The organism is Roseofilum reptotaenium CS-1145 (genome assembly GCF_028330985.1).
Lineage (GTDB): Bacteria > Cyanobacteriota > Cyanobacteriia > Cyanobacteriales > Desertifilaceae > Roseofilum > Roseofilum reptotaenium.
In genome coordinates this window covers 1-21,171 of sequence record NZ_JAQMUE010000098.1, presented here as the reverse complement: position 1 = coordinate 21,171, position 21,171 = coordinate 1, and the positions used below count along the sequence as shown (strand labels likewise).

The 21,171-nt window shown below is 44.7% G+C and carries 21 protein-coding genes and 1 pseudogene; 8 read left to right on the top strand and 14 right to left on the bottom strand.

Annotated elements, in window-relative coordinates:
• Positions 1–21: 21 nt before the first annotated feature.
• The 5 genes from PN466_RS21725 to PN466_RS21705 all read right to left on the bottom strand — a co-directional run bounded on the left by PN466_RS21725 (position 22) and on the right by PN466_RS21705 (position 4,864).
• Positions 22–2,118 carry a sensor histidine kinase gene (locus PN466_RS21725; protein WP_271943879.1) on the bottom strand — a complete coding sequence of 699 codons (2,097 nt, stop codon included), beginning with the start codon at positions 2,116–2,118 and terminating at the stop codon, positions 22–24.
• Complete coding sequence (locus PN466_RS21720; RefSeq protein ID WP_271943877.1) at positions 2,119–3,513, bottom strand: ABC transporter substrate-binding protein; 1,395 nt, start codon at positions 3,511–3,513, stop codon at positions 2,119–2,121.
• A gap of 88 nt (positions 3,514–3,601) precedes the next feature.
• A complete protein-coding gene (gene vapC, locus PN466_RS21715; protein ID WP_271943874.1) occupies positions 3,602–4,003 on the bottom strand; it encodes a type II toxin-antitoxin system tRNA(fMet)-specific endonuclease VapC in 402 nt (133 codons plus the stop codon).
• Positions 4,004–4,007: 4 nt separating this feature from the next.
• Positions 4,008–4,283, bottom strand: coding sequence for a hypothetical protein (locus tag PN466_RS21710; RefSeq protein WP_271943872.1), 276 nt, complete (start codon positions 4,281–4,283; stop codon positions 4,008–4,010).
• A gap of 158 nt (positions 4,284–4,441) precedes the next feature.
• Positions 4,442–4,864 (bottom strand): hypothetical protein, encoded by a 423-nt coding sequence (locus tag PN466_RS21705; protein WP_271943869.1) that lies wholly within the window; start codon positions 4,862–4,864, stop codon positions 4,442–4,444.
• Between PN466_RS21705 and PN466_RS21700 the strand changes: the two genes are divergently transcribed.
• Both PN466_RS21700 and PN466_RS21695 read left to right on the top strand, forming a co-directional pair.
• The gene (locus PN466_RS21700) at positions 4,839–7,169 is read left to right on the top strand and encodes a phosphodiester glycosidase family protein (protein WP_271943867.1); all 2,331 of its coding nucleotides are present in this window, start codon (positions 4,839–4,841) and stop codon (positions 7,167–7,169) included. The two genes, PN466_RS21705 and PN466_RS21700, sit on opposite strands and share 26 nt — an antisense overlap.
• A gap of 27 nt (positions 7,170–7,196) precedes the next feature.
• A complete protein-coding gene (locus PN466_RS21695; protein ID WP_271943865.1) occupies positions 7,197–8,480 on the top strand; it encodes an FAD-dependent oxidoreductase in 1,284 nt (427 codons plus the stop codon).
• A gap of 55 nt (positions 8,481–8,535) precedes the next feature.
• On the opposite strand, the gene PN466_RS21690 is transcribed toward PN466_RS21695, so the two are convergent.
• The 4 genes from PN466_RS21690 to PN466_RS21675 form a co-directional block, all read right to left on the bottom strand.
• Complete coding sequence (locus PN466_RS21690; RefSeq protein WP_271943862.1) at positions 8,536–9,114, bottom strand: TIGR04376 family protein; 579 nt, start codon at positions 9,112–9,114, stop codon at positions 8,536–8,538.
• A gap of 111 nt (positions 9,115–9,225) precedes the next feature.
• On the bottom strand, positions 9,226–10,377 hold the full coding sequence (locus PN466_RS21685) for a hypothetical protein (RefSeq protein ID WP_271943860.1): 1,152 nt from the start codon (positions 10,375–10,377) through the stop codon (positions 9,226–9,228).
• A gap of 359 nt (positions 10,378–10,736) precedes the next feature.
• Positions 10,737–10,982, bottom strand: a complete 246-nt coding sequence (locus PN466_RS21680) for a hypothetical protein (RefSeq protein ID WP_271943857.1) — start codon at positions 10,980–10,982, stop codon at positions 10,737–10,739.
• Entirely contained in the window at positions 10,975–11,412 is a 438-nt protein-coding gene (locus PN466_RS21675; protein WP_271943854.1) for a hypothetical protein, read from the bottom strand. Before PN466_RS21675 ends, PN466_RS21680 begins: the two co-directional genes overlap by 8 nt.
• 253 nt (positions 11,413–11,665) lie before the next feature.
• Here PN466_RS21675 and PN466_RS21670 point away from each other — a divergent pair, with 253 nt between their 5' ends.
• From PN466_RS21670 to PN466_RS21665, 3 genes are all read left to right on the top strand, one after another.
• Entirely contained in the window at positions 11,666–12,802 is a 1,137-nt protein-coding gene (locus PN466_RS21670) for a CobW family GTP-binding protein (protein WP_271943850.1), read from the top strand.
• A 190-nt stretch (positions 12,803–12,992) separates the two neighbouring features.
• On the top strand, positions 12,993–13,175 hold the full coding sequence (locus PN466_RS26520; RefSeq protein ID WP_390890053.1) for a type II toxin-antitoxin system HicA family toxin: 183 nt from the start codon (positions 12,993–12,995) through the stop codon (positions 13,173–13,175).
• Between the two features lie 172 nt (positions 13,176–13,347).
• On the top strand, positions 13,348–13,572 hold the full coding sequence (locus tag PN466_RS21665; RefSeq protein WP_271943848.1) for a type II toxin-antitoxin system HicB family antitoxin: 225 nt from the start codon (positions 13,348–13,350) through the stop codon (positions 13,570–13,572).
• 88 nt (positions 13,573–13,660) lie between these two features.
• Here PN466_RS21665 and PN466_RS21660 read toward each other — a convergent pair whose 3' ends face one another.
• The 3 genes from PN466_RS21660 to PN466_RS21650 form a co-directional block, all read right to left on the bottom strand.
• Positions 13,661–14,392: an alpha/beta fold hydrolase gene (locus tag PN466_RS21660; protein ID WP_271943846.1), complete on the bottom strand. Its 732-nt coding sequence runs from the start codon at positions 14,390–14,392 to the stop codon at positions 13,661–13,663.
• 130 nt (positions 14,393–14,522) lie between these two features.
• Positions 14,523–15,038: a flavodoxin FldA gene (gene fldA, locus PN466_RS21655; protein WP_271943844.1), complete on the bottom strand. Its 516-nt coding sequence runs from the start codon at positions 15,036–15,038 to the stop codon at positions 14,523–14,525.
• Positions 15,039–15,162: 124 nt separating this feature from the next.
• Complete coding sequence (locus PN466_RS21650; protein ID WP_271943841.1) at positions 15,163–16,191, bottom strand: chlorophyll a/b binding light-harvesting protein; 1,029 nt, start codon at positions 16,189–16,191, stop codon at positions 15,163–15,165.
• A gap of 624 nt (positions 16,192–16,815) precedes the next feature.
• Here PN466_RS21650 and dtd point away from each other — a divergent pair.
• A complete protein-coding gene (dtd, locus tag PN466_RS21645; RefSeq protein ID WP_271943838.1) occupies positions 16,816–17,259 on the top strand; it encodes a D-aminoacyl-tRNA deacylase in 444 nt (147 codons plus the stop codon).
• Positions 17,260–17,436: 177 nt separating this feature from the next.
• Positions 17,437–17,679 carry a hypothetical protein gene (locus PN466_RS21640; RefSeq protein ID WP_271943835.1) on the top strand — a complete coding sequence of 81 codons (243 nt, stop codon included), beginning with the start codon at positions 17,437–17,439 and terminating at the stop codon, positions 17,677–17,679.
• A gap of 166 nt (positions 17,680–17,845) precedes the next feature.
• Here the strand turns inward: PN466_RS21640 and ribBA are convergent, their stop codons facing one another.
• Entirely contained in the window at positions 17,846–19,522 is a 1,677-nt protein-coding gene (gene ribBA, locus PN466_RS21635) for a bifunctional 3,4-dihydroxy-2-butanone-4-phosphate synthase/GTP cyclohydrolase II (RefSeq protein ID WP_271943832.1), read from the bottom strand.
• Positions 19,523–20,110: 588 nt separating this feature from the next.
• Between ribBA and PN466_RS26515 the strand changes: the two are divergent.
• Positions 20,111–20,677, top strand: a pseudogene (locus tag PN466_RS26515) (DUF4912 domain-containing protein); the annotation flags it as partial.
• Positions 20,678–20,967: 290 nt separating this feature from the next.
• On the opposite strand, the gene PN466_RS26510 reads toward PN466_RS26515, so the two are convergent.
• Positions 20,968–21,123 carry a hypothetical protein gene (locus PN466_RS26510; RefSeq protein WP_390890055.1) on the bottom strand — a complete coding sequence of 52 codons (156 nt, stop codon included), beginning with the start codon at positions 21,121–21,123 and terminating at the stop codon, positions 20,968–20,970.
• Positions 21,124–21,171: the final 48 nt, after the last annotated feature.

Sequence of the window (21,171 nt, the reverse complement as noted above, 5' to 3'; positions counted from 1 at the left end):
ATGTATCGTGCGGAATATGGGTTAAATGGGAATAGAGGTGATAAATTCAGTACCTTGACCGGGAAAAGATCTACAAGTTAGATCGCCACCATGGCGCTCAACGACAATGGAATAACTAATCGATAACCCTAATCCCGTTCCTTTGCCAATTTGCTTTGTCGTGAAAAATGGATCGAATATTTTATGACGGATTTCTTCAGGAATTCCGGGGCCGTTATCGGCGATCGCGATCATCGCGTTTTGTTCCTCTAACCGGGTGCGGATGCGAATGGTTGGCTCTTCGATTTCCCCAGCGATCGCGCCCGGTTCTAAAACATCAATTGCATTACTGATAAGGTTTAGAAAAACTTGATTGAGTTGACTGGGGTAACATTCAATCAGGGGGAGAGAGGCATATTCTTTAACTATTTTAATTTCTGGGCGATTGGGTGCGACTTTGATACGATTCTGTAAAATTAAGAGCGTACTATCAAGTCCTTCATGGAGATCCACTGCTTTACAATCCGCTTCATCCAAGCGAGAAAAATTACGCAAGCTGATGACAATCTCCCGAATGCGAGTCGTACCCAGTTTCATGGAATTCAACATTTTGGGTAAGTCTTTTTGGACAAAATCGAGATCGATTTCTTCTTTTTCATCAGCGATCGCCGCCGTATCTTCAGGATATTCGGTTTCATAGAGATCGATCAAATGAAGTAAAGAGGTTGCGTATTCTTGCAAATGCTGGAGATTGCCGGCAATAAAACTAACTGGATTATTGATTTCGTGAGCAATTCCTGCCACCATTTGACCCAAGCTCGCCATTTTTTCGTTTTGAATGAGTTGAATTTGAGTGCGTTCGAGTTGATTTAAAGTCTCTTGTAAATGCTTGTTTTTATAATTCAATTCTTGAGTTCTTGACGAAACTTTAGACTCTAAATTGTGGCTGTATTCTTGCAATTTCTCGTAAGAATATTGCAATTGAAAACTCATTTTGTTGAAGGTTTTTGCCAGAAACCCAATTTCATTTTCGGTTAAAATGGGTGCAGGTTGCAGATTGCTAAACTCTCCGATTTTAACCTGGCTCTCCAGGGATCTTGCGGCTTGGGCGATCGCTAAAATCGGCTTGACGATCTGGCGACCGACCAACACCATTGCGATCGCTAAAATTCCAGATAGACTCAAACCGGCAAAAATAATCTGATAAGCAAGGCGACGAGCAGGGGCGAAGGCTTCTGATTGCTCCATTTCCACGAGTAAACCCGCGTCATGCCGCTCCAACCAACGATAAGCACCGATGACAGGAATATTGCGATAGTTGCGATAGAGACCGCGATTGTCGTTGCCCTCCATTGCTGCCACGATTCCCTCACTCTCTATCCCATCAGGAAACTCGTTTGAACCGAAGCCTTCAGAGGAAATAAAGGCATAGTGATGGACAAAACCGTTGCCAAAATCAACGATTGTATAGGTTTCCCCTGTCTTACCCAAACCACGATTATCTCGCACAATCTGATCGAGACGCTCGAGGTTGAGATGCACGGCAAGCAGTCCCATCCGTTTGCCCGTTCCGTCTAATATAGGGGTCGTGATGGTCAAAGCAGGGCGATCGCTATCTTGAAGACGATAAAAGTTGACGGTAAAACTGTTCTCCCTTCCTTCGATCGCCTCGCTGCTTCGGGGGAGGGGTTCGTAGTCGCCAATTTTCTCCGGTTCAGTGGAAACGAGAACTCGTCCGCCCCGAGTGAGTAGAAATATTTCGTGAAAATCGGAGCGATCGCGAATAAACCCACTTAGAGCGGTCTGCAACTGAACCAAAGCTGCTTGATATTCTGGGGTCGATCGCTGCGCGGACAGTAATATTCGAGCCTGCATCCCGACTTCTGGCAATTGATTCAAGGCGAGGAGTTTATTGCGGCGATCGAGCAACCAATGATTTAATTCTCCTTCTTTGAGAGAAGCCACCGCTGTCAGGCGATCGAAAATTGATTCCTTCAGAGATTTTCTTGCTTGCACGAAAGCCAAATAGCTGGTTAAAGCAACGATCGCAAACGAGAGAGTCGAGAAAGAACCGACAATTTGGACGAGGAGGCTTTTTTTCCAGACTTTGAGCATCTTCATCACGGGTAATTGTCTCAACTATCTTTCCCATGCTCTAAAAATTTCGCGAATTCTGGAAAATGCCTCTTCGGTGGCTTCCTCCCCAGATTTCCCCTCTGCAACCATTCCCTCGATCGCCAGGCCCCAAATATTTTCAGACTGTAAGGTACTATAAGCTGGGTTGAGAGATTGGGCAGAGGGAATCGTTTCTCCTCTTTGGAACTGTTGGGTGGCTGCAAAAACATGAGGATCGGCTGGATTGTTCCAAAATGACTTGGCGGCGAGTTCTGGCATAACTGGAAAGTAACGACCCAACGAGTTTTCCAGATACGGCTCGAGATGTTCTGGCTCGATGAAGTAAGAGAGAAAATCTTTGGCAATTTCTGGATTGGGAGAAGATTCAAATAGGGCCACCTGCTTGAGTGTAACGACATAGCGCGGGATTTCCCCATCGGGTTCTTGGGGAAATCCAATCGTTACAATGCGCTCTTGATAAATTTCTTCATCTTCTTTTTGAGCGTTTGGGATAGATAACGTAGGATTAATCGTCATTAAGACATTTTGGTTAAGGAATGCTTTATTGTTACTCCCATTCGTCCAATTGTCTGCATCTGGAGACACATAGCCCTCGCGATAAAAACTGGCGAAAAATTCCATGGCTCTAGCAACCTGCTGGCGAATTTCCTGATTGTCGATCAGATTGCCCTCTTCATCCACAATGGGAATATCGTAAGCCTCTAAAATCTGCTCAAATATAAAATGTGTATCCGTGGCCTCGGCTGACATGGGAAAACCGCAGCAATAAATGTCTGTATAGCCTTTCGCTCGTAAGTTATCTTGTGCCTGTTTCCAAAAATTCCAAAAAGCCTCCCATTCTTGAGGAATATCAGCTTCGTTTAAACCCGCTTCTGCCAGTAAGTCTCGCCAATAATGAATGTGTATCGTTCGTTGTCCAATAGGAGTCGCATAGATAGAGCGCTTTTGGGACTTCTGGTTATAAAGGGAAACGGCTTCGATGGCAGAAGAACTATATTGTTCTTTGAGGGGTTCCACGACAGAGGATACATCAGCGAGTTTGCCTTCCCAAGCCCACAGCGGGACACTGGTAAAAGCAATACGGGGCGAAAAAACAATTTCGGGGGGAGCGTTCCTTTTGAGGGCATTGGCAATTTTGCCGGGAAGATCGTCTTCATCGAAAAAAAACAGTTCTGCTGTGTGCCCAGTTTCCTTTTCCCATTGCGCGATCGCGGCTTCAAGGGCTTCATCTTCTTGAATGTAGAAACTTCTAGTCCACCAGATGGTGATGGTTCCATCGGATGGGGATGGCTTTTGGCCGCTCTGTGTGGAGGGTGTGTCTACTGAAGCGCCACAACTTGCTAGAAGTAAAACTGAGCAACATAAACCCATTAATTTCTTTGATCGCAAAATTTTCATGATTTTTCAACTTCAAAAACTTTAAGGTTATCGATCTATAGTTGGAACGGGTGTATAGTGATTTCCTGTGTCTCTTCTATTCTATTCTCTAAGCATTCCAATCTTCGTAGGATAGCCGATCAATTCGTGCAAATTCCCTGGTATTATGGGTTGCCAGGGTTAAGTTATAGGCGATCGCGATCGCTGCAATTTGCAAATCATACGCACCAATCGGCGTTCCTTTTCGCTCTAAGTCTGCTCGAATACTTCCATAGACTTCGGCTGAATGATCGTCAAATGGAAGAGAGATGAATTCAGACAAAAAATCTTTTTTCCTGAATAATGTCTTGACCGGATTATTGCTTTTGTTTGCGCCATAAAACAATTCAGCTTTAACAATAGAACAAACACAAATATCCTGAATCGGTATTTGCTGCAAGCGTTCTCTAATAGCGGTAGAACGATTATTTAAGTATGTAACAATTACATTGGTATCCAACAAATATATCATGGAATTAATCATTCAATACATTGGCAAAAGAATGATCTAAGTTGGAGTCAATTCCTCCACTGTCAATCCGAATCGGATCATCCGCACAAGCCCCTGCTGTTTTCTCAAAGAATCCTTCACTCCACCCTAATTCTTCAGGATTTTTCATTTTTTGGGGTTGATCTAACTTTTCGGTTAAAATAACCTTAATTTCTTCTGTCACGGTTCGACCATGAGAAATGGCTGTGTTTTTGAGCTTTTCTAATATTTCTGGCTCAAGATTATCAAGAATAATCGTCATGTAACAACCTCTGTCTACATAGAACGTGAACGTTGATCTGATTTTAACAAACCCTCTTCACTGTCATCAATACACCTTACTCCTGAGACCATTTTTATGCGAAAATGCGCTTAACAACAAGCTGAGAACTACTTGCCTCTCAAGGAGCAATTAGCTTTCTATTTTCCCAAAACCCAGCCATAGGTTAGCAGAGCAACGATCATACTGCCTACATACACCACGCCGACAAAAATTGGAATTTGACTGATCAAGGTATATTCTTTTAGCCAAACAAACGCCACCAAATACCCAGGAAGAACATTAAATCCCCAAAACAAAGATACCAGAAAAACTGCGGCAAAACTTTGTTGAGCATTCAAATTAGATAGGGCCCTTTGACCAAAACAAAACCGGATAAAAGGTTGGGAGAGCCAGACAATAAAATAACCGGGGAGTCCTGCAAACCAAATGCCCAGTATGGCCAAACCCACGGTGATCAACATTGATAAAATTAGATTGGCAATCATATCCTGTTCGGCTAGTCCGTTATAATCATTTTTAATTTTTAATTGAACGATGTCTTCCTTTCCCGATACTCTCAATCATTGGGCATTCCCCTTTATCCAAGCATTGCGCGATCGCCGCATTGTCAATGGATTCCCTGACGGGACATTTCGGCCCGATCGCCCCATGACTCGCGCTGAATATGCCGTTATACTCCAAGCTGCCCTACAACAACCCCAAAAAAGACCCTACACGCCGTTTATCGATGTTGGAGCGAATTTTTGGGCGACTCAAGCCATCATTTGGGCTTACGAGACCAATTTTATATCAGGCTTTCCAGGTCGTCGATTTCGACCCCAAGCCAATGTTACCCGGATTCAGATTATTGTCTCTTTAGTCAGTGGGTTGCGGGTTCATACCCTGGTCGATCGCAGTCAACCTCTTGCTCCCCTAGAAGACATTTATGAAGATGCCTCCAGTGTGCCCCAATATGGTCGGGATGCGCTGCATTTAGCAACCCGCGCTAACCTGGTGGTGAACTATCCAGATCTAAGGGTTTTCCACCCCAACCGGGATGCAACTCGTGCAGAAGTGGCGGCGTTTTTCTATCAATCTTTACTGCTGTTGGGTAAAGTGGAACCGATTCCCTCAGACTATATTTTAGAAGTGTTTCCGGCTGGCCCGATTCGGGAAGGAACCCGGATTTCCATTAATGGAAAAACCCGTGCGGCAACTTGGAATCAATGGAGTAATGGTTTATTCGCGCGAACGGCGATCGCCGATGCTGGACTGATTCAGGGTATGGGAATTGACTTGCTGAATACGGAAAACCCAAGTCAACAACCGGTTCAATGGTTTTCTCTCCCCATTCCCCTGCCAGCGCAACGTCATAACCATTATCGTCATCTGGAGATTACGAACTGGCGAAAACAGCAGTCGTTAATGATGGCGGTTAACGGCGATACGTTAGTGCTCACGAAGCCGATGACAAATGTTACTGGGATACAAACGGAAAATCTGTTTGAGGGCGATCGCGCGATCGGTTTTCGTCTGAAAATTAACCTCACCGAACCCACCCCCTATCAACTCCGACAAGATACGTTTGATTGGCAAGTTACCCTGGATACAGCAATTAAGCAAAGTATTTTAGACGACTATCAAAACCCCTCAATCGTTACCCCTGAAAGTCCTCGACCTTCCTCCGAAGAAGTGAATGAAGGAGAAGTCATTGCCGATACGTCCCAACCGTTACGCCCGACAATAACGGCCGATCCCCAGCATCTTTTAATTCAAGGGAATCTTCCTCCTGGACTCCCCGTAAAAGCCATTACTCAAACCAATCCCTATACCTTAATTCTGGAGATTCGCCCCGATATTCCCCGCAACCGAAATATTATTTGGTTGCCGGGACTGCGCTGGAAAGAAGAATATGTATCCTTAGGTTCCGATCGTTTTCCGGTTACGTCCTTAACGCTGTCTCCAAATCAAACGCCGAAACTGAATTTAGAACCGATTTGGACTTACGCTCACACCATGGAAGGTACAACCCCGTTATTAAAAATGGGAGAATTTTGTAAAACTCTAGCTGCCATTAATGCTGGATTTTTTAACCGCAATAACCGATTACCTTTGGGGGCAATTCGTTGGCACGGAACCTGGTATTCTGGGCCCATCTTGAATCGGGGGGCGATCGCCTGGGATAATCAGGGCAGCACTGCCATTGACCGCCTCGCCCTAGAAGAAGTAATTACTACATCAACTGGCGGACAATTTACCTTAGTTGTTCTCAACAGTGGCTATGTTAAAGGAGGAATTTCTCGCTTTACACCTCAATGGGGTAAGAGTTATACGCCCTTAACCGCCGGAGAAGTGATTATCGTTGTTGAGAATAACCGAGTTACTCGGCATGTAGAAAATGCGGAAGTGACGGATATTCCCGATACGGGATACTTATTGGTTTTGCGATCGCTCTCTAGCGCCAAAGCCAGCCTGATGCCTGGCACAACCGTAACCTTAGAAAGTACCACTAATCCCTCTAACTTTAATTCCTTTCCCCATATTATCGGCGGCGGTCCCTTACTAATCAAAAATCAACAAATTGTTGTTGATGCTCAAGCGGAAGGATTTAGCCGTGCCTTTGCCCAACAATCTGCCATTCGCAGTGTTTTCGGAATTACTAACTCTGGTGAACTGATACTCGTCACCATCCATAACCGCATCGGTGGATTAGGAGCTAGCTTAACCGAAACTGCCGAACTCATGCAAAAACTTGGAGCTATTCACGCCTTAAACTTAGATGGCGGTAGTTCCACCAGTTTGATCCTCGGCGGACAAATGATTAACCGTCCCCCTTCGACTGCGGCTAGAGTTCATAATGGCTTAGGAATTTTCAGTCATAATTAGGAAAAGGAAAATCAAAATCCAATCATCATGGAAAAAATAATCATTATCGGTGCAGGTCCTGCGGGTTTATTAATGGCCCATTCCTTGCTCTTGCGAGGGAAATATAAGGTTGAACTCTACGAGCGTCGTAGCGATCCCCGTCTCATAGAACCCTCGAATCAGCGCACATTTCCCCTCACGCTTCAGTTACGAGGACTGCAAGCTCTGGAATCTATTGAAGGCTTAAAAGACGCGATCTCCTCCCATGCTATCCTCTCTCAAGGAACCCTCTTGCATCGCTCCAAAGGAAAACCGCGTCAGATTGATCGCAAAACTCCCATTTGGATGACCGATCGCAATCAATTAACTGTCGTTCTCCTAGAGCATTTGTTAAATCGTTATGGAAATGACCATTTAACCGTAAAGTTTGACTGTACTTGTATAGATCTCGATCGCCAGCAAAACACCATTACCCTCCAACCTAGAGACGGCAAACCCTTTAGTGTAGGCTTTGATCGCCTTGTCGGTGCAGATGGCGTGCGATCGCGAGTCCGGGAAGTATTGGTAAAAACCACTGATTTTCAGTGTGAACAAGAGTATGTTCCCGATGCCTATATTTCCGCGTTCTCTCCCCGTATCAACCAGGACAAAAACATTGAACTGGCTGGAGATCGCATTCATAGCTGGAATTTAGGAGAGGGTATGCGCTTACTCATGGTTCCCCAGGCTGAAGATTGGCTTCATGGAACCCTTGTTTTCCCTCCAGATTGCAACCCTTTAGAAGGTCTCCAAACCGGGGAACAAGTGTTACAATTCTTGCAAGAACATTGTCATCCTTTAGGGGAATTAATGCCTTTAGAAGAAGCCAATGCCTTAAAACAACGCCAGCCTTCCAGAATCTTAACCGTCAAATGCGATCGCCTCCACGATCAAGACCGGATCTTATTAATTGGTGATGCCGTTCATGCCGTTTCTGCTTCCATTGGTCAAGGCTGTAACTGCGCCCTACAAGATGTTTTGTTTTGTACAGGTTTATTAGACCAATATCAGGATGATTGGGCCAAAGCACTGCCTGAATTTTCCTGCCAAAGACTTCCTGAAGTTCATGCCCTCAGAGAATTGGCTGACTATACCTTTCCCCGTAGTAAACCCATGTTTCTAGAATTTCTCTTCCATGTGATGTTAGGGAAAAAACTAACCCAATGGTTTCCCCAGATCTTTCAACCCTTTATTCTCACCGAAATCTTTGAAACTGATTTACCCTATTCTCAGATTTTGAATCGGCACAAAAATTGGATTAACCGAGTCAAATTATCGATGGGCAAAGCCTAATATTAAGTCCAGTAGGGCTGGCAGTTCCCACCCTACCGAAGTCTATTATTCATAATCAATTCTTCATCTGGTCTTTCAAATCTTGCAATTCTTGATCGGCTTCCCAACGGCGAAATTCTTCTTCTAACTGATCGGGACTACTGCCAATGGGAGTGTAACCCTGATTCCAACCAGGAGGAGAATGGGTTGTTTTTTGTTGGTCACTGGCACTGGCTTCAGCTTCCATTTGTAAAACCCTAGCATGAACCTCTTCCTTGCGCTTTTTAATTTCCTGATATAGTTCTTTGGCTTTAGCAATTCTCTGTTTACAGCCTTGCATTTTTCCCCATAACTGATTCCCTTTATGCAACAGGGCATTTTCTCTCTCTTGTGCTGCTTGTGCTAAATCCATCCGCCCTTTTGCAGTTGCCTTTTGCACCCAAGTATGCCAACGCTGAATTTCCTGAGCCGTTGCTATAATTTCTTCTTGGGCTTGTTTTTCCTGACGCTGTAAATCGACAATCAGGCGCAGGGTATCTTCCTGTTGTTCATGGAGCTGATCTTCTAAAATCGACAGCTCCAACTGGGGATGCTTGCGTAGAAATTCATCCAAACGATCTTCTAAAAAGCGATTAATATCATCAAAAATACCCACTATTTTCTCCTCCTTCCACTGACAGAATCGTAAACCCGTTGTAAGGGGAGGTTCGCTAACACTTGGATTAGAAAACCAGAGAATTTAGTCAACCTGCCCCTACAGTAACTCTCAAAACTTTTGACCGACAAACACCGATCGCACTTCACCATTACGACGAATGACGGCTTCTTGATTGACAATATCCACCAACATCCATCCACTCGAACCAATCATTTCTCCGACTTGAAACCGCCGAGACATGCCCTCAATTTCAAATAAGGCAGCCGAGCGATCGCCCAATTCCAGAATTCCCGTCAACATCATATTCTCTGGCGGACTCTCTGGTGGACTACTGCTCGCCTGGGGAACAACAGGTGACGGCACGGGGGAAGGGGACGCGCTATCCGCGCTATCATCAGTAGGACTCGGTAACGGTGCAGCCGCCACCTCTGGAGAAGGTGCAGGTGCTGGAGTCGGTTGATAAACGGGAATATACACGCGCTCCAAAATTTTACTGGGAGCAGATGGAGGGGTTTCAGACGCTTCACCTTCAGAGTCACTCAGTTGTGGCTCCTCCTGATTTTGCTCTAACTGATCCTTTAACTTCAAAGCACGTTGCATATAATGGGCAAACTCTTCATCCGCTAAAGCTGTGGAGGACAAATCAACCGGAGCCATGGGTTCTGGACTGGGTTGACTAGAGGGTAAGAACTGGGCAAACTGTTGGCGTATCCCTTGTCCTCCCTGGCTGCTGGATATCCACCAACCTAGGGGAAGGGCGATCGCCGTCCCCAACCCAACCAATAGCCAACGATCCCACCAAGGTTGAACCGTTGGTGCAGGGGGAGCTACTGGACGCGCCTCTTCCTCTTGTAATACCGTTGGTTCTAAATCCTGTGCCCAGTTTGCCCATTCTATCTCTGGGTTTTCCTCAGTAGGGGAACTCATTTGGCTCTCCTCTACCGTTGTCAATGTATTCGTCTGATTCCCGATCTGAGGGATACGGGTTAAACTGGCTAATTCTGGGGAGATCTGAGCCAGATTTTCGGCGATCGCCTGGGGCAACTTCATCGAAGGAATATCCAAGGGTTTGAGGGAAACAGATTGCGGTTGCACCGGTTTCTTCGGCAGAGTGCCGCCGCGATCTAACACGCGGTCAATATCTTCAAACAAATCATCCATCAACCCATTGACCTCTTGTTCCATTGACCAAGAAGCCATAGGGATAGAATCTGTATTCAAGTCAGACTCGTTATCGCGTTTATCAAAATCCCGATCCATAGCAGAGGGTTCGTTTAATCTTTTTGGCTCAATGGGTTGCACTGATTTTATGCCATCACTCTAACATGATGCCACTGTAATGGGTAATCGATAATTGGTAATTGGTAATTGGTAATGAGGAATCTCCGCGTCTCCCTATCCTCCATTCCCCCCTCCATCTCAAAAAAAAACCCCTTAGCGGGGGAGCCAAGGGGAATCATCAGGGTGCATCTACCATACCACTATCCCTAGCTGGCTCTTCTGAATCCGGAAGAGTGGGAAATTTTTTTTAGCTAAACTGTCCTCAATCCAGTTGACTCGCTATGGTGGGGCGATCTTCAAAAGCTTTACCTCTAGAAGCTCTCATACGGTTGTCACCCTTAATTACTTTCAAAATATCTTTGCCAAAAATCTTTAGCCGTCATCATACTAATTCCCTGATATGCTTCTAAAACGAGTAAGATATTATCGTCTGGATCTCTGAGATTAGGTACAGTTATTTCATCAATAGAATATAAAACTACTGATTCTGCAATCAAATTAATCACAGGTGATACCATCCAATCTAATGCTTGTAACTTGCGTTCAAGTTTGCTTTTATTCAATGTGCTTTCTAATTCATTCAACAATTTCTGTGAAATAGCAATCGTAATTCTCTGAGTTTCCCCCAACATATAGCGCTTTGCGCTGTGATGGGGGGATGGGGAGATAGGGGGAACAAACAACTCTTCTTAATTGCTTGGATATATAAAATTTTTCATTTAACCCCGTCATTCTAGCCAAAGTTAAAAACGGTAAAAAGAACCAATATCCAAGATTATATTCAGATGTTTTGCCTTGCAGAATATCCGTGCCTAAGCCAACTAAACCTAGTACACAGAAAAGGATAGGCAATATCCAAAATATGTCTAGTATCAGCATCCAAAATCCTGAAATTATACCGAATAAAATCTCCAAGATAATGGCTAGTACAAAACCGAATATCATCCAACTCAAAAACACTAGACCGGAAAACTTAATTTTTTCTGTAATGGAATAAACCGCTTTTTTAGACATCTTAATCGCCTCCAATGACTCAACGGCGATCGCTTAATCTGTAATCATTCTGTCTGCTTGAGTGGCGATCGCGGTTTACTTTGCTTCTCCACCGTATCCGTACCTAGCTAGTCTGTCCATCTTATGGGTATTAATTATATCTTATTGTCCCCTTGACTGATAACTCAGATCGACTGGATTGGTCGGGCGATCGCCCAATTCCCTATTTATGGGTGATAATAGACAAATTGAGACTCGTTTGCACAGTACCATTATGACCTCAGCAGTAACCTCCAACCCATCTCAACAGCAAGACACCGCTTTACCTCCTTTACCCGTAACCATCATCACGGGGTTCCTCGGAAGTGGGAAAACAACCCTGCTTAATCATATTCTCAGTAACCAACAGGGCGTAAAAACGGCTGTTCTTGTCAATGAGTTTGGCGAAATAGGCATTGATAATGAGCTAATTGTTTCCACTGGTGAAGATATGGTGGAATTGAGTAATGGTTGTATTTGCTGCACCATTAATAATGAGTTAGCTGATGCCGTTTATCGTGTCCTAGAACGCCAACAAAACTTAGATTATTTGGTGGTAGAAACAACAGGAGTCGCCGATCCGCTTCCAGTAGCCCTCACATTTTTGGGTACGGAATTACGAGATCTAACCCGTCTAGATTCGATTGTCACACTGGTGGATTCGGAGAATTTTAGCTTGGATTTGTTTAATTCGGAAGCAGCCTATAGTCAGATCGCCTATGGGGATATTATTCTGTTGAATAAGACGGATCTGGTGGATGAAGCGGATGTGGATCTTGTAGAGGTGAAAATCCGTGATATTAAGCCCGATGCTCGGATTTTAAAGACAGTGAAAAGTGAGGTGTCTTTACCATTGGTTTTGAGTGTGGGTTTATTTGAGTCCGATAAATATTTTGAAGAAGAAGCCGATCATGGTCATGACCACGATCATGATCATGACCATCACGATCATCACAATCACGAGCATGATCATGAGCATCACCAGCATCACGATCGCGATCATGAACATCACCAGCATCACGATCATGATCACCATCATTCTCACCATTTGGAAAATGATGGATTTATGTCGATTTCATTTCAGAGCGATCGCCCCTTTTCGATTAAGAAGTTTCAAAAGTTTCTCGATCACCAGTTACCCGCAAATATTTTTCGCGCTAAGGGGATTCTCTGGTTTGAAGAAAGCCCCATGTGCCATATCTTCCACCTGAGTGGTAAACGGTTTACGCTCGACGATAAAGAATGGAAAGGGGAACCGAAAAACCAGCTTGTGTTAATTGGTCAAGATTTGGACAAAGAAACACTGCTTTCCCAGTTGAATAATTGTTTAACTCTAACCTCAAACCATCGCGGTAAAGGCTTTGGGGGGTAAGGAGTTCTTGAGGGTGCGTTCTTAACGCACCCTACTGCCTTGACCGCTCTAAAATGATGCTTTAGAAAAAGATGGGGGAGAGGGGGAAGAAGGGTGAGGATGGGGAAGAAATTACCCATACCCTACATCCATCGATAATGCACTACTCGTTAGTCACTTTTACTTTACGAATGAACAGAACATTTCCTGTATGAGTAAAAAGCAGAAAACTCTAGAAAAGGTTCTCGGTGGATCAAAAAATATTTCGTTTAGTGAATTTATTTCTTTAGTTGAGGAATTTGGTTTTTTATTAGATCGTACAAATGGGAGTCATCATATATTTATTCATCCAGATATTCCGGATCTAGTTACGATCTATAGCGCTTCGCGCTAGGCAATAGGCAATAGCTTGTAGAGCTTAGTTTCTAAGGCTTCAAGCTGTACCTCATAGAAGAGAGAAACGCTATAGTTAACATCTAAAACTACAAAGGACAAGCCAAAATTTATCAAATCAAACAATTCTTGCAACTGGTGGAACAATACAACCTGACTTTAAGAGACTAGCCATGAAAGATTATCACATCAATATTTTCTACAGTGAAGCAGATGAAACCTACATCGCTGACATTCCGGATCTCAAATATTGTTCAGCTCTGGGGGACACTCCCCAAGAAGCCCTAGTAGAGGTGCTTCAAGCCAAGGCATTATGGTTGGAAACTGCACGCTCACACGGAAAACCCATCCCAATAACACAATACCAGCCGGCTCTCTATGAACTGGCTGGGCATTAGTCTTGTCCCTCAGTAATAGTCTTATACCATTTCTCTATGATGATGCGCTTAATAAGGCATCAATCAAGTAGTCCCAATATGAGTCCCGTTAAGCACTTTTGAGGGTAGACTGAAGTGGAGTTAAGGATTGCCAAAACTTGAGAATCTGTCTTTTCACCAATTGGGCATGAGTATGATGGAAAAAGTAGCGTCCATGGGGACATTCCCAAAGGCGATCGCTCTCTTTTAACCAAGGTTTCCATCCTTCACACAAGCTCGGATCGATGACTAAATCCTGTTGTCCCCGACTGATGAATAGGGGAGGATCGAGTTCACTCGGAAGAATTTGAGTGCGTCGATAAAGCGAATGGGGAGAGAGGGACGTTCTTAAATCTTTCTCTAGGATTCTAACTAATTCTTCAACGACGGGTGGGGAATGAGGGCCAAAGAGATTATAGGCGGTTTGGGTTAAGATGCGATCGCGCGAACAGGGCAGTAAGCCTAATTGTACATAGTAATGGGCTTGCCAATCGATCGCTGGATATACCCCCACAGAGAGCAACGCCAGCGATCGCACATTTTGCGGATAGCGACGACCATATAATAGAGCTAACAAGCCTCCTGTTCCATGACCGAGTAGATGTAAGGGGCGATCGTGCTTTTTGATATGATGATGGAGTAATCCTAACGCTTGATTTAAACAACTTCCTTCATCTTCTGTTTGCTCATATTGCCATTCTGCAAGCGGTACATGGGCAGATAATAGCCTCAGCAGGGGACGATGGAAGCGGCGAAAACTGGGACTGACATTAATCCACAAGACATCTGGTAATTGAGTCATGAATAATTCCAAGAAGAAGAAGGACGAAAAATAAAGGTAAGTTTAACCATGGTTAGGGATTTAAACTTACCTGCTCAAACAAAAACTGAGCTGCTCAAAGAAATGAAGCGAATTTCAAGCGTTGTTTATCTTATAAACCAAATTCTTTTTTGACTTGCTCTACCCAAGTCTTAATTCGTCCTTCACTCAATTCGGGTTGATTATCTTCATCAAGAGCCAAACCAACAAATTTTCCATTCCGTATTGCTTTAGACTCATTAAAATCATATCCATCAGTGGGCCAATAGCCAACCGTTTCTCCCCCTAAACCAGCAATTTTTTCTTCTAAAATGCCAATAGCATCTTGAAAGTTATCGCCGTACCCGATTTGATCTCCTGTGCCAAAATACGCAACTTTTTTTCCGTTAAAATCAACACTATCGAGTCCATCTTCATAAAACCCTTCCCAGTCACTAGCGAGTTCGCCGATATTCCAAGTGGGACAAGCAATAATCAAATATTGATAACCGCCGAAATCATCTGCACTAGCATCAGCCATATCATGTAAGGCAACAACAGAATCACCGCCAAATTCCTTTTTAATTGCTTCGGCTGCCTCTTCAGTCTTGCCGGTTTGAGTTGCAAAAAATAGTCCAATGTTTGCCATTTTTACTTTATCCATTCAGAATCAGTTAATACAAAAAGAGGGGTTCCAATCTTGATAGTTCTTCAGAAACCCCTCACAAAAAGAGGAGAGAATCAAAACAACTTGCTGACCCGGAGAAGTCCTACTAGCCTTCTACAGCATTGAGGGCTTTTTCTACGCGGCGAAAATCAAATCCCATTGCTCGTAGAGCGTGCCACAGATGGCCTTGCAGGAAAAAGAAGGCGAGGAAAAAGTGGGCATTTGCTAACCAACACCGTGAAGTATGAGCACCTCCAGGTAAATCAACGGTATCGGCAAAATAAGGCACAATTCCCAATTTCACTTCTAAAACAGGGCCATAAAACTCAACTGGATAAGCTAGGGTATTTACGGCACAGAAGTAAGCGGCTACAAAACCGGCTAGGGCAATACCACCGAGGGAATAGGAGAGAATGGCTTCACCGGAAAAGGTTAAGACTTTCTTCGCCCAGTTCATGGGGGGGACAACAATGTGCCAAATTCCACCACCAATGAGCAGAATACCAACAAACACATGACCACCGACTAAATCTTCTAAGCTAGTAATGCTGGCGAAATGAGTTTGATATCCATAGATGGTCAACGGATCGAGGGTAGGGTTGCTAATAATGCGGACTGTTTCCGTTGTACTGTCGTATAGTCCACCCCAGTACATGGCTTTGCCGACGAGCAATAAGGCTCCTATACCCAAGAATAAGAGGTGATGCCCTAAGATGATGCCCAATTGCTTGGGGTTCTCCCAATCAAAATGAAAATTTTTGGCAAAACCTTTAGCAGTTGTGAGGTCTTCTGGTGCTTTGAAAGTGTGGAATAAGGCTCCAGCTCCTAACACAGCCGAAGAAATCAGGTGAATGACTCCAATGACGAAGTAAGGATAAGTATCGGTGACTTGACCCCCTTCGCCAACTCCCCATCCTAGGGTGGCTAAGTGGGGAAGCAGGATCAGTCCTTGTTCGCCCATGGATTGACTTGGATCGAATCCAGAAATTTCAAACAGGGTGAAGGCTCCTGCCCAGAATGTGATCAGGGCTGCTTGCCCCGCATGGGCTGAAATAAATAGCCCGGAAAGGTTGGCAAATCGTGCATTGCCTGCCCACCAGTCATAGGTGACTTTTGGGTTGTCGTAGGTTTGCATAGGATCGTTAACTGAGTCAGAGCGTGTTAACTGTTGAGAATTACTTTCAACAGTTAACTATTAAAATCTAATTCAGAATAATTGTCAATTGCAAAAACATAAAGTTTTGTAAAGATGGTGATTTGAGCGATTGTGAATTGGTAAAACCCTTGTTTTGACTGGGTTTTAGAGCTAAAGGCTTAGGCTCTGCTCTCTCTATGGAACCCTAATTGCAATAACTATTTGAAATATCTACTAATAAGTAGGGATAACGGTGGAAGTGGAAGGGCTAGATACAGTGCAAATCGCTGTAATGAGGGAGTGAGGGCGTGAATAATATCAAATCCTTAGATATAGCGCTTTGCGCTAGGGAATAGGTAATAGGGAATAGGGAATAGGGTTGTGGTATATGGCTTTAAGGATTCAATACTGTCCCTCATAGCAGCGCAAAGCGCTGTATGTGCTACAGATAGTTGACCCGGGGACACGGAGAAACGGGGACACGGGGATGGATGTGTAGTGTGATTTTTAGGATTTGATATAACAGACTCAATCTAGCTTTGAGTTATTATTGAATGGGTGGAATAATCGCAAGAATGCTCGACATTAGCGCGATCGCCCCCTTGAAGCATTTTTGATATCTCTATGCGCGTCCTAATTCAACGAGTTACCGCATCTTCCGTTTCCGTGAATGGCCAGATTATCGGTAAAATTGGCCGAGGATTAAACTTGCTCGTGGGAATTACAGATACAGATACGCCGAATGATGTTCAATGGATGGCGAAAAAATGTCTTGAATTGCGGTTGTTTCCCGACCCAGAAAACATGGGGCGGCGCTGGCAAAAATCCGTACAAGAGATCCAGGGTGAACTATTGGTGATTAGTCAATTTACCCTGTATGGAAATTGTCGTAAAGGTCGTCGTCCCTCTTTCGATCGCTCTGCACCTCCAGAACCGGCGAAAGCGCTCTACGATCGGTTTGTGAATCTCTTGAAGGAGAGTGGTTTAACGGTAGAAACGGGAGAATTTGGAGCAATGATGGAGGTTAAAATTGATAATGATGGTCCAGTCACCTTGCTTTTAGAGTAATACTTGAGTTTGATTAACCATCCATGAAACAAATAACTGAAGGCTAGGGAATAATAGGGTTAGACCATTTCTCGCTTTGAACGTACCATCAATAAAGTACGGCAATTAGCTCTAAGCTCCTTGTTAAGCACATCATCATAGAGAAATAGTATTAGTAGTAATCATGAGGAAACTAAGATGAATTTTTCCTATTTAAAACCCTGGTTAATTGTGTCAAGTGTTCTATTTTTAGCCTTTGTATTCCTCGGCGATCGCGTTCTTCCGGAACCTTTAGGCCCTGCAAGCGCCCAAACTCGTGTAACATTGAACAATTTTTTTGTGGGCTTAATTCCCCGATGGGAGCGGAAAACTAACCCCTATGGGCGAACAGAGGAAGCTATTGAGACAGAAGAAAGCGGTGGTAAAGCTCCCCAGCCTTAGGACTCCTAGAAAACTGTGCCATCAGCCTACAATAAGGGGTCTCCAGCCCCTTGTCTGTCCTAACTATAGCGCTTCTCTCTTCTAGAGGAGTACAGCTTTAAACCTTAGACCCTAAGCAATACAAGCTATCTCCTATTCCCTATTCCCCAGCGCAAAGCGCTATAACTCATTCCCTGCTATTGCTAAAGCTATAAATTTTCTGCGTTTCCAGACTCTTGAACAGAGCAGAAGGAAGAGAGGTTTGGAGATCGCAGGGTTCCCTTTGCAACTTCAACTGCAAGCCATCCAGGGGGTCCGAGCCATCGCTGACCAGAAATTCGAGGCGTACGACGGGAGACCAACCCACTAGCAAATCTAGCCAGGAGGCGATCGCCTGGGAATAGGGATGTTCGACATCGTGATACCATTCCATGGGAGCGCTATAGGGTTGATCGAATCCTAAATGAACAATTAAAGAGGGATGGGTAAACAGAGCGATCGCTACTGGACGAGTTTCTTCCTGTAGGAGTAGGTTGTTCTGAGCTGACCAATAGCGCAATTTCTCCAACCATTCATAGCGTTGAGTCACTGAAGGATTGGGGTCTTTCCACTCTAGAGCAACGGTGACTAAATAGGTTTGCAGTAGCCAATGACCCAGTTTTTGGGCTTTTGTGGCTAAATAGGCAGCATTATGATCCGTAGCTTCAATTAACAGGGGAACGCGATCGACCATTTCCAAACCATAGCCTTTTAATCCAGCAATTTTACGCGGATTATTGGTAATTAAGCGAAATTTTTTCACGCCCAAATCATTGAGAATTTGCGCCCCAACTCCATAGTTGCGCAAATCAGCCGGAAAGCCTAGTTTTTCATTGGCTTCTACCGTATCTAATCCTTGGTCTTGCAACATATAGGCTTTGAGTTTATTCACTAAGCCAATCCCTCGCCCTTCCTGACGTAAATAGACGACTACACCGGCTCCCGAATGGTTAATCATTTTCAGGGCCGTTTGTAATTGCATTCGACAATCACACCGCAGGGAGCCTAATGCATCTCCCGTTAAACATTCCGAATGCATCCGCACGGTAACCACTTGCTCGGAAAATTCACTCGGATCGCCTTTAACCATGGCAATATGTTCGGAACCATCTAAGGTATTGCGATAGGCGTAGATTTTAAACTCTCCAAATTGAGTAGGAAGACTCGCTAGAGCTTCTCGTTTTACGAACCGTTCGTGTTGCAAACGATAGGCAATTAAATCGGCAATACTAATAATTTTCAGTTCATGATATTGGGCATAGCGAATCAGTTGTGGCAGTCGCGCCATGGAACCATCGGGGTTTTGAATTTCACAGATAATTCCGGCTGGATATAGACCGGCTAAATGGGCTAAATCAACACTGGCTTCCGTATGGCCGGCACGTTTCAAAACTCCCCCTTCCCGCGATCGCAGGGGAAAAATATGCCCCGGTCTGCGTAAGTCGTGGGGCTGAGTTTGGGGGTTAATAGCGACTTGAATAGTACGGGCCCGGTCTTCGGCAGAAATCCCCGTGCTTACGCCTAGTTCCGGGGCAGCATCGATACTGACGGTAAAAGCGGTTTGGTTTTTATCCGTATTGTGGGTGACCATAAGGGGGAGGTCAAGCTGATCGAGGCGATCTCCGATCATGGCTAAACAGATTAAACCCCGTGCATAAACGGCCATAAAGTTAATCATATCGGGAGTCGCGAACTGTGCAGCGCCAACAAGATCGCCTTCATTTTCCCGATTTTCATCATCGACAACGACCACCATACAACCAAGTTTAAGTTCGGCGATCGCGCTTTCTATAGAGTCAAACTGAAAGGAAGGAGAGGAAGTCACAGTGAGAGAATGTAGATCGATTTGTGGTTGTTATTGTACCGCGATCGACGTTTGTAATGGGTATCGGTAATGGAAGCTAGGAAACAAGGGACAGTTTAATCTTATGTGCAAATCCCCTCAGGGGGTGACAACAGACTTGAATCTAAGGCTACGCTTGGCTTTGAGTATTTAAGATAGCGAAAAAAGACCAGCAATTTTTTGGGCAATTAGCCCTCTAACTTGAGGTTATGGTTATGCGATCACCAGCTTTCAGTTGATCTTTTCAACAAAATACGACCGAAAAAGGTCGCTATAGCGACCTTTGAGCTGCCTTGTCATCCCTTGAGGCAAATCCCATACCTATCTGCTTATTCTTGTAGAGCGACCCCTCAATTTTGTCATAATTTCATAACTTTTACGATCCCAGTCTCAACTAAAAGTCATGATTTCATCACAAAAAACAGATAGAGGAGCTAAGATCGCGTCAAAATACCTAAAGTTGGCAGACCCAAGCCTTGCGCTCTCCTCTTTTTTTTTGCAATATATTAAGAAATTGATCCCCAAGCTCAAGCCTTGAGCAAACGATTAAGACATTAGGAGAGCCTGTATATGACAAATAATCGTCCTCCCTTATCTGAGATGACCTTACGACAGTTGCGTAAGGTCGCCAGCGAGTACCAAATTTCCCGCTATAGCCGGATGCGTAAGTCTGAACTCCTACAAGCGATTATGGAAGCTCAAAACTCTAGTAGCCCAGCTAAACATATACACACTGAACCAATGGACGCTCAAGAAGCTATAGAAGCGGCCAAGTTTGAAGTGGGAAACTCCTTTGACCCAGAAGTTCTGGCCTCCGTAGATGATGAGTTAACAGATTTACCGAGTGGTTATGGTCAACCTTGCATTGTCCTGATGCCTCGTGACCCTCAATGGGCTTATGCTTACTGGGATATTAGCAATGATCAAAAAGAACAATTACGCACCCAGGGTGGACAACAACTAGCACTGAGAATCTATGATGTTACAGATATCAACATCAATTATGAAAGTCCCCACAGTATGCAGGAATATCCCTGCGATGAATTAGCTAGAGAATGGTATATTCCCATTCCCATTAGCGATCGCATCTATGTGGTTGATATTGGTTATCGCTGTGCTGATGGCCGCTGGTTAATTCTCGCACGCTCTGCCCCCGTCACCATTCCTCCCATCTATCCCTCTGACTGGGTAGAAGAACGGTTTATGACCGTCAGCTGGGATAAAACTCTAGGCAGTGGCGATCGGTTACTCACCCTCGATCCCCCAGGCCGTAAAACCACCGAAGCCGACGCACTTTACCAGCTTGCACGCGAAGCAGAAGCCAAACGCCTAGCGGGTTCCGTCTTCGGTTCTGAAACTGCCCAAGCCATTAGCTCCTATGTCTTCCCCTCTGGAGTTGGCAAATGGGCAGCTCCGGCTGCATCTGTTCAAACAGAGTCCGGTGCAGGAATGACCACCTCGGGTGTAGGACTGACCACCTCGGGTGCAGGACTAACCACCTCGGGTGCAGGACTAACCACCTCGGGTGCAGGAATGACCACCTCGGGTGCAGGAATGACCACCTCGGGTGCAGGACTAACCACCTCGGGTGTAGGACTAACCACCTCGGGTGAAGGACTAACCACCTCGGG